This window comes from Actinoallomurus purpureus (assembly GCF_024055795.1).
Taxonomy (GTDB): Bacteria; Actinomycetota; Actinomycetes; order Streptosporangiales; family Streptosporangiaceae; genus Actinoallomurus; species Actinoallomurus purpureus.
Genome location: NZ_JAMXMY010000021.1, coordinates 150,716 through 164,997, shown reverse-complemented (window position 1 = coordinate 164,997; position 14,282 = coordinate 150,716). Strand labels below are relative to the sequence as shown.

Sequence of the window (14,282 nt, the reverse complement as noted above, 5' to 3'; positions counted from 1 at the left end):
CCCATGTCATTGCTGTCCGAGCGCACACGCGGCCCCCGGCCCAGGTCTTCGGGAGAGGACGACCGGCATCGGTTGTCGGTCGTCGGCGGGCTCGCCGCGCTGTCGCTGGACGCCATGGCGTCCGTCGCGTACGGCCCCGAGGCCATCGTCATCGTCCTGGCCGTCGCGGGTGGAGCCGGCCTCGGGTACACCGTCCCCGTCACCCTGGCCATCGCCGGGCTGCTGGGCGTGCTCACCCTGTCCTACCGGCAGGTGATCGCGGCCTTCCCGGAGGGCGGCGGGGCGTACGGGGTGGCAAAGACCTACCTCGGCCGCAGGTCATCGCTGGTGGCGGCCGCCTCCCTGGTCGTCGACTACGTGCTGAACGTGGCGGTGTCGATCGCGGCGGGCGTCGCGGCCCTCACCTCGGCGGTGCCCGCGCTGCTGCCGTACACGGTGTGGCTGTGCCTGGCGACTCTCGCCCTGGTCACCGCGGTGAACCTGCGGGGCATCGCGCACAGCGCCCGTCTGTTCATCGCGCCCACCGCGGTCTTCGTCCTCTCCATCGTCGCGGTGATCGTCGTCGGGATGTTCCGGGACCACCCCGTGTCGGTCGAGCACGCCACCGCGCAGGCGCACACCCTGCAGACCGTCGGGGTGCTGTTGCTGCTGCGGGCCTTCGCCAACGGATGCGCGGCGCTGACGGGCGTCGAGGCCATCGCCAACGCGGTGCCCACCTTCCGCAGCCCCCGGGTCAAACGGGCCCAGCGCGCCGAGGTCGCGCTCGGCGCGATCCTCGGCCTGATGCTGATCGGCATCGCCGCGCTCATCGTGAGGTTCCACATCCACCCGGTCCACGGCGTCACGATCCTGTCCCAGGTCACCGCCGGCTCCCTCGGGCACGGCATCGGGTACTACGTCGTCCAGTTCTCCACGGTGCTGCTCCTCGCCCTCGCCGCCAACACCTCATTCGGTGGTATGCCCGTCCTCGCCCAGCTCCTGGCCAAGGACAACAACCTGCCGCATCTGTTCGCCCTGCGCGCCGAGCGGCAGGTCCATCGCTACGGCATCGCCTTCCTGACCGCCACCGCCGCCCTGCTGCTCATCGGCACCGGCGGCAACATGAACACGCTGGTGCCGTTGTTCGCCATCGGTGTCTTCGTCGGCTTCACCTTGTCGCAGGCGGGCATGGTCCGGCACTGGTGGACCGGGCGGCCCGCCGGGTGGCGCCCGCGTGCCGTGCTGAACGGCTTCGGCGCCCTGCTCACCGCGCTCGCCGCGGTCATCGTGACCGCCACCAAGTTCAGCGAGGGCGGCTGGCTGATCGTCGCCACGATGCCGCTGATGGTCGTGCTCATGGCGGCCATCCATCGCGCCTACGACCGCATCGGGGAGCGGCTCGAGATGAACCGAGTCCCCGCGCGTCCGCGCCCCCGTCGGGCCCTCGTGATCGTCCCCATCGGGGCGGTCAACCGGCTCACCCAAGAGGCGATGTCGGCCGCGCTGTCCATCGGCGACCGGGTCGTCGCCGTGCGCGTCACCCACCCTGACGAGCCCGAAGAGACCAAGAACTTCATCGAGGCGTGGGAACGCTGGGCCCCGGACGTCAATCTGACCCTGGTCAACGACACCCACCGCCGCCTGGTCGAACCGATCGTCGACTACGTCCGCGGCGTCGATGAATCGCACGTGTTCGTCCTGATCCCTGAGGTCGAACCGGCGCACGCCTGGCAGCGGATCCTGCAGAACCAGCGCGGGGCCGTGCTCGCGCACGCGCTGCGCCGCGACACCGACGCGGTCGTCTGCCGGCTGCGCTTCCGCCTCACTCCGATCGGCGATCCTCGACACGCCGTGCCCTGACCGGCGATCGCGACTCGCCTCCCTGGGCAACATCACCGGCGCACACACGGGCCGGTTCTCCGGGCCGCTCATCGGCTGCTGGACCGGCCTGTACGCCGGGGCGATCGCCTCGATCATCGTGTTGACCTGAACGATGCCCGGCGCCGGCCGCCGCGGCGGTCATTCCCTGGTCGGCTCGGCGGTGTCCAGCGCGCGCCCGGCCTGGTCGGCGAGGGTCACCGCGACGAGGCGGGCCTGCAACGACGGCGCGGCCCCGGGCGCGGGCCGGAGCATGAACCGGCCGTAGAAGTGACCATTGCCGAAGGTCCGCAGCTCGATCTCCTCGTCCGGGAGGCCCCGCCGTTCGACGTCCCAGTGTCTGCGGCCGACGGTCACCGTGCCGTCCTGTTCCAGGCGCGGTGGATGGCCGAGCAGAGACCCGTACTCGAACCGGCAGTCACGCAGGCTCAGCAGGTCGGTGAGCTGCTTCTTCACGAGATCGACCACGGCACCGGCCGACCTGGCCGACTGCGTCAGCTCGGCGGCGTCGTGGATCCGGGACAGGTAGTCGGCGTCGGTCACGGCGATCACCTGCAGGCGGCGGGCCCGGGCGGCCAGCTGCGACACCACCAGCCCCACCACGAGCAGCAACACGGCCGTCTTCACGTCGGCGGCCTTGTCGATGGTGAAGCGCTCGTACGGCCGGGTGAAGAAGAAGTCGAACCACACGGCGGCAGACAGCGCCGCCACCGCGCCCGCCACGCGGTTTCCGCTCACGGCCACCGCGACGACGACCACGACCAGGATGAGGGCCACGTCGGTGTTGGCCAGGCCCGACCGGGCGGGCAGTAGCGCCGCCGAGATGAGCAACGGGGCGATCAATCCGGCGGCCACCGCCCAACCCGGGCTTGTCAGGTAACGAGGCATCGGTCACACCCCCCTTTTCCTGTGTAGTGCCGTGTCAACCAACGTTAGTCGTGTTCGACCGTGTTGGTTGATCCTCGCCTGGTGGGCGAGTGACTCCCCACGGGGGTGGGGCGGGCCGCGGCCACCGGCATCGCCCCAGGCCGGCGGACACGTGGTGCGCATCGTTTTCGTGGGAGCCGAGTGACGGATCGGCAGATCTGCGCACCGGCCCGCGCGCGTCCTGGACGTCTCGCCCCGCCGTCCGGCCCGCTCCTGATGCGCGCCTCGCAGCGGGCCTGTCTTGGGATTCGGACATTAAGGCGATGTTAGGGATGACATTCGCCATGTGCGGATCCCGTAGCGGGACCTCATATCCCCTCTCCCTGGGCTTACCGTGAGTTCGTCGGTCGCTTGTGAAAGGAAGCACAAGGTCATGGAAGAGCTCGATGAGCCCCCTGGTCCGCTGTTCGTTCCGGTCCGCCGTTCCTCGGCGGGCACGCTGACGCCGTTGACCGCGCGGCTTCCCGTCGGCCCACGTGTCGGGGTGGCCTTCACCGGCCTGGCGGCCCTGCGAGCCGCTTCGGGGCCGGCGCAGGAATGGATCCGGCTGAGCGAGCATGCTCTGCGCGGTCTCCTGGTCCCACTGGGGGTCGACCGGATCCAGATCGACCCGGTGCTGGTCGCCGCCGACGTCAACCGGCCGACGCCGGTGCGGAACGTCCCCAGGCCGGCGACGGCGCAGGCGGTGGAACGATGACCGCCCGGCTGCAGGCCGTAGCGATGATCGCCATCGTCCGGGTCCGCATGGCGGATCAGGTGCCGCCGGAATCATTCGAGACATGGCTGCGCGACCGGCCGGCCGTACGCGGGGTCTGGTCGCTCAGCGGCGACTGCGACTACGAGATCCGCCTCACCACCGCGAGTCTCGACGAGCTCAACACCGAACTGCGCGCCCTGCGCCACCAGGGCGCCGAGCAGACCAACACCTGCCTGCTGCTGCGCGAAATTCTTTAGGAGGGGACTCCCATGGTTCTGACCCGGGAACGGAACACGCTCGACCACGCGATCTGGCCGGCGACGGCACGGGCCACCCCGGACGGCGACGTCATGGTCGGCGGCGTGCGGCTGAGCGACCTCGCCGAGCGATACGGCAGCCCGGTCCATGTCATGGACGAACTCGACGTACGGCAGCGCTGCCGGGACTTCCGCCGCGCGTTCCCCGACGCCGAGATCGCCTACGCCGGCAAGGCATTCCTGTGCCGCGCCATGGCGCGGTGGATCGCCGAGGAAGGACTCGCCCTCGACGTCTGCTCGGCCGGTGAACTCGCCGTGGCGCGATCGGTGCGGTTCCCGGCGGAGCGGATCCTCATGCACGGCAACGGCAAGACCCCTGAGGACCTGCGAGCCGCCCTGTCCTACGGCGTGAGCCGCATCGTCGTCGACTGTCCCTCCGAGATCACCCGGCTGGCCGCCCTCGCCGACAGGGACGGGCCCGCCCAGCGGGTGCTGATCCGTGTGACCCCCGGTGTGGACGGGAACACCCACCCGGCAGTGGCGACCGGCGGCGAGGAGCAGAAATTCGGCTTCTCCCTGGCGTCCGGCGCTGCCGCCGAAGCCGTGCGCCGGGTCCTCGCCCAGCCCGCACTCGTCCTGACCGGCCTGCACTGCCACATCGGATCACAGATCACCGGCATCACCGCGTACCAGCAGGCCGCCCGCACGATGGTGGACCTGCTCGCGGCCGTACGGGACGAACACGGCCTGGCACTGCCCCACCTCGATCTGGGCGGCGGCTTCGCCGTACCGTACCTGCAGGGCGAACACGGCCTCGACCCGCGCACCCTGGCCGAACCCCTGATCGCCGCGCTCCGGTCGGCCTGCGACTCCCACCGGCTCCCCATGCCACGGGTCACCCTCGAACCGGGCCGTGCCATCAGCGCCCGCGCCGGCGTCACGCTCTACCGGGTCCTCGGGATCAAGCACACGGCGACCGGCCGTGTCTTCGTCACCGTCAACGGCGGCATGAGCGACAATCCGCGGCCGAGCCTGTACGGCGCCCGCTACTCGATACGGCTGGTCGGCCGGCACGCCGCTCCAGGGTACCGATCCGTCACCGTCGCCGGACGGCACTGCGAGGCGGGCGACGTGCTCGTCGAGGACGCGGAGCTACCGGCGGACCTGCGCCCGGGAGACCTGCTCGCCAGCGCCTCCACCGGCGCCTACCACCACTCCATGGCCTCCAACTACAACCTGGTCCCCAGGCCACCCGTTGTCTGCGTGCGGGCCGGAGAGAGCCGCCTGCTGATTCGCCGCGAGACCGAGACGGACCTCCTTCTCCGCGACGTCGGCTGAGAGTGAGGCGCCGGCCGACAGGGCGTCGACGGCGCACATCACATGACCACATGAAATGAACGGGAGGCGTTGTGGAACTGCCCGACGTGGGCAAAGTGTTCGGCCTGGACATCGCCGGCCTGGCCGACCAGGCTCAGGAGCAGGCGTCGAAAGCGGCTGAACTGCAGCGCCGGGTTTCCGGTCTGGTCGGACACGCCGAGACCGCCGACGGCAGGATACGACTTTCGTTCTCTCCCGACGAAGGGCTGTCGGAGCTGCATATCGACCCGCGCGCGATGAGGATCGGTTCGGAAGAACTGGCCGCGACCATCCGGGAGCTCACGCGGCAGGCCATGCGCGACCTCGCAGGGCGAAAGCAGGACGCGGCCCGTGAGCTGTTCGGCGCCGGCTTCGAGTCTGAGGCGGCCAAGCCGGATCCAGAGGCGATGCGGCGCGCGCTGCGGGGAATGTCCGAGGTCGTCGAGTCCACCGGACAGGAGATGCTGACCCTCGTGGACCGGCTACGCCGCGGCGTCGAGCGCTGAGCCGCCCGACATCGAGTCATCGATTCCATTGACCGTCGTCGTAGTCGCCGACTCGACTGCGGAGATTGCCACTGATATTCCCGCCGGTCGAGGACAGGTCTCCGGCCCACGTCGTCGCATTACCCCATGCTCCCGCCGTTCGCGGGAACGCGCGGGGCGTGAAGCCGAGCTTCTTGAAGGGCCACGTGCCGCCGTTCATGAGCGCTTTGTCGAGATCGCGTTCCAGGCGGGAGAGGGTCCCGGACAGAATGTTGTCGGCACTGTCGAGAGCGCCGTGCAGGAGGTCGCCCAGCACCTTGTCGTTGCCCTTGAACAGCTGTCCGCCGACATCCACGGCCATGACCGCGCCGACGAGGCCGGCGAGCCCCTTGGCGATCCGCTCTTCGACGGTGTCGAGCCGGTCCAGGTAGGTGAAGCACGTCACGGCGGTCTGAGACGCCGCCGCCTCGGCGGCGGCGACGGTGAACAGGCCGGCCATCGCCAAGAGAACGTACGCCATGTTCCAGACCATGACGGCAGCGATGATCACCATGAGCGCGATGAGGATCAAGAGCATCGCCGCGAGGATGAACATGGCCACTGCGACGACCGTCGCCATGGTCATCTCGAATACGATCTGCGCCTCGTAGTCTCCCATCTTGCGCTCGAAGGCGGCTCGGTCTTCGCCCGTCCATTCCTCGGGCGTGAGCCCGGCGACCGTGCTGCGCACGGTGTTCCTCGCATCGCTGAGGTCATCGCGTATGCCCCACCACTTCTTCGCGGTATCGAGAATCGCCTCCGGATCGCACTGGTCCTCGAACATCTCGGCCACCAGCGGCCATGCCGCGGGAATGACGAAGGCCGCGACCGTGACGGCGCTCAGCGCGCTCCCGGCGGCCAGTGAACTCGTACTCACCGGCGACTCCCCCCGTTCCCTGTCATATCGACCTGATGGTGCTCTTGTCCTCGGCGGTCGCCCAGGCGGCCCCCGACAGGCAGAGCCTCTGGTTGATCTTTGCCAGGTGCCTCCGTTTCGTCCTGAGCTCCTCCGCCATGAACTCGACCGCCTCGACATAGGCCACCGCGAACTCGTAGCAGGTCGAGGTGAACAGGCCCTGTTCGGTGCCCCGAACCGCAGGGATATCGCCCGACGCATGCTCGAAATAGGGGCCGGCGTTGCGTTCCAGGTCCCGGCCGAGCCGACAAAGCCGTTCCGGCCCGGCGACCACGTCGTACCCACTCCCCGAATTCGGATCCGGACTCACGGTGCAACCCCCTGATTCACCTCGAAATGAGACGAGGTAAATAATATTGCAATTGTGTGTCCCGGAGTGCGGCGTGTGGCGCTAAGAATCCGTGAAATTAATGCATCACCGGTATTCGGCCAGGCGCGGGCGTACGCCGGCGAACGCGAGGAACACCACGCCGAGCGCGGCCGCCCAGGGGATGAGGCTCCAGTTGCTCAGGTCTTTCTCTCCGGCCTGGATCGACGTGGTGAAGTGGGACCGGTTGAGGTCGATCAGTGCGGTCAGGTTCTTGTCGTACTGGTCGAAGTCGTAGTTGGAGTTGCCGGGCGTGTAGGCCGTGTCGAACCGGACCGCGTCGTGGAGTCTGCCCTGGCGGGCCAGCACCCGCATCGTCGGATCGTCCTGCTGATAGGTGAGGAACGCTTGCAGCGTCCGCTCGGCGAGGTTCCGTTCACCGGGAAAGGTGATGTTGTGGAACTCGGTCCCCAGGTACCCGCCCCATCGGATGTCCGTGTGATCGGCGTCGTAGGCGTTCCACCCCTGGCGCAGCGCGGTCGGGTAGCCGGCCAGCGCGGTCGCCGAGGGCAGCGCCGCGAGTTGCTGTGTCTTGGCCAGGAACGCCCGTTCGTATTCCGGCCGGCGCGAGGGGTCGACCAGGTAACGGCTCTCGTCGGCATTGGCGTCATACCCGACCGCGCGGGCCTGCGAGAGTGCCAGAACAGAGTCGAAGGCGTCCTTCTTCGCGGTCCGTAGATGTCCGGCCCCGCCAGTGAGCGTGCTCGCCCCCGCGACCAGCATCATTCCGGTGACCAGGGTGGCGAGCAGCAGGAACGGATTGAATCGCCGCCGGAAGCGACGGGTGAGCATGATCTGCAGCCCGATCAGCACGCCGATCAAGGCGGCGCCGGTCAGCGCGGCAAAGACCGCGGTCCGCACCGCTTGCGCGTGCTTCGCCTCGTAGGCGTGTTCCAGTGCGCCGGAGTTCGCCTCTGTCAGGCCGGCCGCGGCGGGCAGCAGCCGATTCTTGAGCAGATCGGTGGCCTGCCGGTACAGCCCCACCGCGGTCGGCGACGGCCGGCCCGCCGCGTGGTGGGAGTCGCCGTCCACGAGGATGGCCTGGGCGGTCAGGGCCTCGTACCTGCCGAGGGCGTCCAGCACCGTGCGGATCGCCCGCTGCGCCGCGGGATCTCCGGCGCCGACGGCAGCGGCCTGCTGCAGGTCCGCGTCGGCCTGCCGGCGACGCTGCTCGTAGATGCCCAGCGCCTTGTCCCGGCCGACGCCGAGATTCCGCTGGTCGCCGACCAGCAGCACGTTGGCGACCTGGGCGTCCATGTCGTTCAGCGCGAAGTAGGCGTCCGACGTCGCGACCACCTGCGGACCGGAGCGATGCCCGATGTCCCGCAGGCCCCCGCGTACCCCCGTGACCCCCTGCGCGACCACGGCGGCCAGGACCACGGCGAGGACCGCCACCGCGATGGTCAGCGCCCAGATCCGCTGCGGTGTCGTCGCCCGGGACCGGCGGCGCACGGCCGAGCCGCCGGAGATCACCACGCTCATCGCCTCATCGCCCGTCATGCCTGTCATGCGAATACGAAGCGATCTTCGTGCCGGGCGTTTCCTGCCGGTCTCGTCTTAACGCGCCGGTGCCGTCGGCGACCGATTTCTTAACGCTCCCTTAGCGCACCGGTCCGCGGTCGCATCCGGTTCCGGTGTTCCCGGGACTTCGAGAGAGCGTGGTCGAGGTCCCTTTACCTGGAGGTGAGCAGGACGCCCGCGTACGAGATGCCGGCGATCAGCACCCAGGAGCTCAGCCCGAGCAGGAGGGCGCGGTGGCCGGTACGGGCGAGCTCCCGCAGGCGTACAGCGCCGCCGAGGCCGAACAGGGCGGCCGCGAACAGCACGTCGCGTACGGCGGTCGCCGCGGACAGGGCGCCCGGCGGGACCGTCACCGCCGAGCGGAGCGCCATCGTCGCCAGGAATCCGACCACGAACAGCGGCAGCACCGCGGGCCGGCCTCGCCCGCCGGCGCGGGCGCCCCGGCGGGTGCGCAGCGCGACCCCGGCCGTGATCGGCGCGAGCATGACCACCCGGACCAGCTTCACCGCGACCGCCGGGACGAGTGCCGCCGAACCCGCGATGGCGGCCGTGGCGACGACCTGGCCGACGTCGTGCACGCTGGCCCCGATCCAGCGGCCCGCGTCGTACGGCGACAGGCCCAGCAGGCGGGCGACGGGCGGCAGCACGGCGATGGCCAGGCTGCCGCACAGCGTGACGAGGCCGACGGCGGTGGCGGTCTCGCGTTCCGTCTCGGGATCGCCGGGACGGGTGCCGAGCGCGCCGTCCACCGCCGCGACGGCCGACGCGCCGCAGATCGAGAAGCCGGCCGCCACGAGGAGGGAGAGGCGGTCGGACAGGCCCAGCCGGCGGCCCAGCCACCGCGTGCCGGCGAACGTCACCATGAGCACCGTCACCACCATGACGATCGTCCGCGCGCCCAGGGCGAGGATGTCGCCGAACGACACCTGCAGCCCCAGCAGCACCACTCCCAAGCGCATGAACCTGGTCGCGGCGAAGCGCAGGCCCGGTCGCGTCGCCGCGGGCAGCAGCCCGAGGTTGGCGGCGAGCACGCCGAGGATGAGCGCCGCGGTGAGCATCGGCACCGCGCCGGCCACCTGGTGCACGGCGTACGCCGCCGCCACGGCGAGGGCACTGGCGGTGATGCCCGGCGCCAGCGCCCGCCCACGCCGGAGCGGGGGCGGTCCGGCGGCCGGCGCGTGCGGTGACACCGCGCCGCCGACCGGCTCGGCCCGCCCGTCGGGGGAACGGCGCCCGAGGTGGTCGAGCGGAGCGTCCCCCGCGCCGGCTGCGGGGCGGTGCGGCGTGGAGATCGACATGAATTCCAGCATCGGCCCCGCGCGGCCCTCTCAGTAGCAGGCATTTCCCTGTCAGGTCATAGGGTTCATCTATGAGCACACGGCTGCCCGACCTGGAGGCGCTGGAGCTGCTGGTGGCCGTCGCCGAGACCGGCAGCCTGGGCCAGGCCGCGGCCCGGCAGGGCATCAGCCAGCCCTCGGCCAGCGCCCGGATGAGCACGCTGGAGCGGCGACTGGGCGTGCGGCTCCTCGTGCGCTCGACCAGCGGCTCCCGGTTGACCTCGGCCGGGGCGGTGGTCACCGACTGGGCGCGTGCCGTCCTCGTCCAGGCGAACGCGCTCATCGAGGGCGTCGCCGCGCTGCGCTCCCGCCAGGAGGATCGCCTCCGGGTGTCGGCCAGCCTCACCATCGCCGAGCACCTCGTCCCCGGCTGGCTCGTGGCGCTGCGCGAGGCGGCGCCCGGCGTCCACGTCGAGTTGAACGTCGCCAACAGCACCCACGTCATCGAGCGGCTGCGGGCGGACGAGGCGGACCTGGGCTTCATCGAGGGGCGTGGCGCACCGCGCGACCTGCACAGCCGCGCCGTCGGCCGGGACCGTCTCGTGGTCGTCGTCGTGCCGGGGCACCCGTGGGCGCGCAAGCGCCGGCCGCTGCGCCCCGTCGAGCTGGCGAACACACCGCTGCTCGTGCGGGAGGCCGGGTCGGGCACCCGCGAGACGTTCGAGGCCGCGCTGGCGTCGTACGGGGGACCGGCCGAGCCCGCCCTCGAACTCGGCGCGACCGCCCCGCTGCGCGCCGCCGCCGTCGCGGGCACGGCACCGGCCGTGCTCAGCGCCCTCGTCGTCGCGGATGAGATCGCGGCGGGGCGGCTCGTCGAGGTACCCAGCGAGCTGCGGCTCGACCGGGTGCTGCGGGCGGTGTGGCCGCGCGGCCGCGAACTTCCCGAGCCCGCCCTCCACCTCCTGCGCGTCGCCCGCTCGTGAGCCGTGCCCTGGCGGGCGTTAGAACCGCGTTAAGGCGGTGCCGGGCGTTGCCACGAGGTCGTCAAGGACGCCGGAAATGGGCATTTTCGGGTGTTGACTGCCTGCGGACCGGGCCGTCCGTCTCGAATACCGTCAACGGGGACACAATTCAGGAAGGGGGTGAATCAGATAACAACGCGAGGCAGACTCAAGATCTACTTCGGTGCCGCGCCGGGGGTCGGCAAGACGTACGCCATGCTCGACGAGGCCCACCGGCGGGTCGAGCGCGGCGTCGATCTCGTCGTGGGCTACGTCGAGACGTACGGCCGGGCGCGCACCACGGCGCTGCTCGACGGCCTGGAGACGGTGCCGGTCCGCGAGTTCGCCCACCGCGACCGGGTCTTCACCGAGATGGACGTCGACGCGATCCTCGCCCGCCACCCAGAGGTGGCGCTGGTCGACGAGCTCGCGCACACCAACATTCCCGGGTCCCGCAACGACAAGCGGTGGCGGGACGTCGAGGAGCTCCTCGACGCGGGCATCGACGTCGTCACCACCGTCAACGTCCAGCACCTCGAGTCGCTCGCCGACGTCGTCGAGCGCATCACGGGGGTACGGCCCCGCGAGACCGTGCCCGATGAGGTCGTCCGGCGCGCCGACCAGATCGAGCTGGTCGACATGGCACCGGAGTCGCTGCGCCGCCGCCTCGCCCACGGCAACGTCTACGAGCCGGAGAAGATCGACGCGGCGCTGTCCAACTACTTCCGCGTCGGCAACCTCACCGCGCTGCGCGAGCTGGCCCTGCTCTGGGTCGCCGACCGCGTTGACGACGCGCTCGCCCGCTACCGCGACGAGAAGGGCATCACCGACACCTGGGAGGCGCGGGAACGGATCGTCGTCGCGCTCACCGGCGGCCCGGAGGGCGACACGCTGATCCGCCGCGCCGCCCGCATCGCCGCCCGTGCCGGCCGGGCCGACCTCGTGGCCGTGCACGTCGCCCGGGGAGAGGGCCTCGCCGACGGGTCACCGGAGGCACTCGCCCGCCAGCGCGCCCTCGTGGAGAGCCTCGGCGGCTCCTACCACCAGGTCACCGGCGGCGACGTGCCCAAGGCCCTCATCGAGTTCGCCCGCGCCGTGAACGCCACGCAGATCGTCCTCGGGTCGAGCCGGCGGAGCCGCTCGCAGTACGTCTTCGGGCCGGGCGTCGGCGCGACCGTCGCCCGCCTGTCCGGCGACGTGGACGTGCACATCGTCACCCACGACTACGCCGGCAAGGGCAGGGGACGGGCGGCCGTCCCGCCCACGTCGCTGGGCCGCGGACGGCGGACGGCCGGCTGGCTGCTCGCGCTGCTCGGCCCGCCGGCGATGACCGCGCTGCTGTCGGCGGGCGGGCGGCACTTCGGGCTCCCCACGGAGCTGCTGTTCTTCCTCGCGCTGACCGTCGGCGTGGCGCTCGTCGGCGGGCTGTGGCCCGCGATCGTCGCCGCCGTCGCCGGGTTCCTGCTCGTCAACTGGTTCTTCACGCCCCCGCTGCACACCCTCACCGTGGCCGAGCTGGAGAACGCCATGGCCCTCGTGGTGTTCGTGACCGTGGCCGTCGCCGTCTCCACCGTCGTGGACCTCGCGGCGCGGCGCAGTTCCCAGGCGGCGCAGGCGCGCGCGGAGGCGACCACGCTCAGCATGCTCGCGACGAGCGTGCTGCGCGGCGAGGACGCCCTGCCCGAGCTGCTCGAGCGCGTCAGGGAGACGTTCGGGCTGTCCTCGGTGACGCTGCTCGAACGCACCGGCGACGACTGGGCGCCCGTTGCGTCGGTCGGCCCGGGGACCTGCGCGCGGCCCGGTGACGCGGACGTCACCGTGCAGGTCAGCGACACCCTGACACTCGCGCTGGACGGCCGGGTGCTGCCGGCCGCCGACCGTCGCGTCCTGGCCGCCTTCGCCTACCAGGCGGCGGCCGCCCTCGACCGCCAGCGGCTGGCCGAGGAGGCCAAGGAGGCCCGGCGGCTCGCCGAGGGTAACCGGATCCGTACGGCGCTGCTCGCCGCCGTCTCCCACGACCTGCGGACGCCCCTCGCGTCGATCAAGGCCGGCGTGAGCAGTCTCCGCTCCCCGGACGTGCGCTGGGACCCTGAGGACGAGGCCGAGCTGCTGGCCACGATCGATGAATCCGCGGACCGCCTCGACGGCCTGGTCGCCAACCTGCTCGATATGAGCCGCCTGCAGACCGGCGTCGTCAACCCGCTTGCCCGTACCGTCTCGCTCGACGAGGTGATCCAGCCGGCGCTCGTGAACGTACCGGGCGATCAGGTCAAGGTGGAGGTTCCGGAGGACCTGCCGCCGGTCGTCGCCGACCCAGGCCTCCTGGAACGGTCCCTGGCCAATGTCATCGAGAATGCGGTGCGGCACGGGGGCCCCGAGCCGGTCCGGGTCACCGCGAGCGAGCACGGCGGCATGGTGGAGCTGCGGATCGCCGACCGGGGGCCGGGCGTCCCCGACTCCGCCAAACTCCGGATGTTCGAACCGTTCCAGCGGCTCGGCGACCGGCCGCGCGGCAGCGGGGTCGGCCTGGGCCTCGCGGTCGCGCGCGGCTTTGCCGAGGCCATCGGCGGCGACCTCCGCGCCGAGGACACTCCCGGCGGCGGACTGACCATGGTGTTCTCACTGCCGACCGGGACGGGCCGTACGGTACGGGCAGGAAAGGGGGAGACGTGACACGAGTACTCGTCGTCGACGATGAGCCGCAGATCGTCCGCGCGCTCCGCATCAACCTGCGGGCCCGCGGCTACGACGTCGACGCCGCGCCCGACGGGCGCACCGCCCTCGACCTGGCCGCCCGCCGCCACCCCGACGTCATCATCCTCGACCTAGGCCTGCCCGACATGGAGGGCGCCGAGGTGATCAAGGGCCTGCGCGGCTGGACGAGCGTGCCGATCATCGTGCTGTCCGCGCGGCACGCCTCCGAGGAGAAGGTCGAGACGCTCGACGTGGGCGCCGACGACTACGTGACCAAGCCGTTCGGCATGGACGAGCTGCTGGCCCGGCTGCGCGCCGCCGTACGCCGCGCCGCCCCGCCCGAAGAGGACGCCGTCATCGTCACCGACGACTTCACCGTCGACCTGGCCGCCAAGAAGGTCGGCCGCGACGGCGCCGACGTCCGCCTCACCCCGACCGAGTGGCACGTCCTGGAGGTGCTCGTGCGCAACACGGGACGCCTGGTCAGTCAGCAGCAGCTGCTGCGCGAGGTCTGGGGCCCGTCGTACGAGAACGAGACCGGCTACCTGCGCGTCTACCTCGCCCAGCTGCGCCGCAAACTGGAGAAGGACCCCTCCCGCCCCCGCCACCTCATCACCGAGCCCGGCATGGGCTACCGCTTCGAACGCTGACACATCCAGAGGTGCCTGTTTCCATGATCAATGGTGACCGTTGCGCATAGAGAGAGCGCAGCGACCGCCAGGGATCACGCGCGAAGCATGAGGCATTGCGGTCCACGCGGGGAGGAGAGCAGACCCGTCTGACCTTTCGCCGCATGACGGAGTACGTGCCGGTGTCGACCGCAGCAGACAGTCGTGAGACGGCGATCAACAGAAGCGCTTGAGGCCGGGCTTGCTCCTGGTCGCGGGC

Annotated in this window: 13 protein-coding genes; 8 read left to right on the top strand and 5 right to left on the bottom strand. The window is 71.1% G+C overall.

What is annotated here, in order from left to right; translation table 11 throughout:
- Positions 1–3: 3 nt before the first annotated feature.
- The gene (locus NE236_RS32610) at positions 4–1,839 is read left to right on the top strand and encodes an APC family permease (RefSeq protein ID WP_252846055.1); all 1,836 of its coding nucleotides are present in this window, start codon (positions 4–6) and stop codon (positions 1,837–1,839) included.
- Between the two features lie 159 nt (positions 1,840–1,998).
- Here NE236_RS32610 and NE236_RS32605 read toward each other — a convergent pair whose 3' ends face one another.
- Complete coding sequence (locus NE236_RS32605) at positions 1,999–2,745, bottom strand: DUF4118 domain-containing protein (protein ID WP_252846054.1); 747 nt, start codon at positions 2,743–2,745, stop codon at positions 1,999–2,001.
- A gap of 412 nt (positions 2,746–3,157) precedes the next feature.
- On the opposite strand from NE236_RS32605, the gene NE236_RS32600 reads away from it, so the two are divergent.
- The 4 genes from NE236_RS32600 to NE236_RS32585 all read left to right on the top strand — a co-directional run bounded on the left by NE236_RS32600 (position 3,158) and on the right by NE236_RS32585 (position 5,600).
- The gene (locus NE236_RS32600) at positions 3,158–3,481 is read left to right on the top strand and encodes an SAV_915 family protein (protein WP_252846053.1); all 324 of its coding nucleotides are present in this window, start codon (positions 3,158–3,160) and stop codon (positions 3,479–3,481) included.
- Entirely contained in the window at positions 3,478–3,738 is a 261-nt protein-coding gene (locus NE236_RS32595; protein WP_252846052.1) for an Lrp/AsnC ligand binding domain-containing protein, read from the top strand. Before NE236_RS32600 ends, NE236_RS32595 begins: the two co-directional genes overlap by 4 nt.
- Positions 3,739–3,750: 12 nt before the next feature.
- Positions 3,751–5,076, top strand: coding sequence for a diaminopimelate decarboxylase (gene lysA / locus NE236_RS32590; RefSeq protein ID WP_252846051.1), 1,326 nt, complete (start codon positions 3,751–3,753; stop codon positions 5,074–5,076).
- 71 nt (positions 5,077–5,147) lie between these two features.
- Complete coding sequence (locus tag NE236_RS32585; RefSeq protein WP_252846050.1) at positions 5,148–5,600, top strand: YbaB/EbfC family nucleoid-associated protein; 453 nt, start codon at positions 5,148–5,150, stop codon at positions 5,598–5,600.
- A gap of 16 nt (positions 5,601–5,616) precedes the next feature.
- Here the strand turns inward: NE236_RS32585 and NE236_RS32580 are convergent, their stop codons facing one another.
- From NE236_RS32580 to NE236_RS32565, 4 genes are all read right to left on the bottom strand, one after another.
- A complete protein-coding gene (locus NE236_RS32580; protein WP_252846049.1) occupies positions 5,617–6,411 on the bottom strand; it encodes a hypothetical protein in 795 nt (264 codons plus the stop codon).
- A 106-nt stretch (positions 6,412–6,517) separates the two neighbouring features.
- Positions 6,518–6,808 (bottom strand): hypothetical protein, encoded by a 291-nt coding sequence (locus NE236_RS32575; protein WP_252846048.1) that lies wholly within the window; start codon positions 6,806–6,808, stop codon positions 6,518–6,520.
- Between the two features lie 141 nt (positions 6,809–6,949).
- Entirely contained in the window at positions 6,950–8,401 is a 1,452-nt protein-coding gene (locus NE236_RS32570) for a GlnX family signal transduction membrane protein (protein ID WP_252846047.1), read from the bottom strand.
- 173 nt (positions 8,402–8,574) lie between these two features.
- Complete coding sequence (locus NE236_RS32565; protein ID WP_252846046.1) at positions 8,575–9,720, bottom strand: YeiH family protein; 1,146 nt, start codon at positions 9,718–9,720, stop codon at positions 8,575–8,577.
- Between the two features lie 71 nt (positions 9,721–9,791).
- Between NE236_RS32565 and NE236_RS32560 the strand changes: the two genes are divergently transcribed.
- The 3 genes from NE236_RS32560 (at position 9,792) to NE236_RS32550 (ending at position 14,044) form a co-directional block, all read left to right on the top strand.
- Positions 9,792–10,682, top strand: coding sequence for a LysR substrate-binding domain-containing protein (locus tag NE236_RS32560; RefSeq protein ID WP_252846045.1), 891 nt, complete (start codon positions 9,792–9,794; stop codon positions 10,680–10,682).
- Between the two features lie 159 nt (positions 10,683–10,841).
- Entirely contained in the window at positions 10,842–13,373 is a 2,532-nt protein-coding gene (locus NE236_RS32555) for a DUF4118 domain-containing protein (RefSeq protein WP_308209181.1), read from the top strand.
- Positions 13,370–14,044 (top strand): response regulator, encoded by a 675-nt coding sequence (locus tag NE236_RS32550; protein ID WP_252846044.1) that lies wholly within the window; start codon positions 13,370–13,372, stop codon positions 14,042–14,044. Before NE236_RS32555 ends, NE236_RS32550 begins: the two co-directional genes overlap by 4 nt.
- Positions 14,045–14,282: the final 238 nt, after the last annotated feature.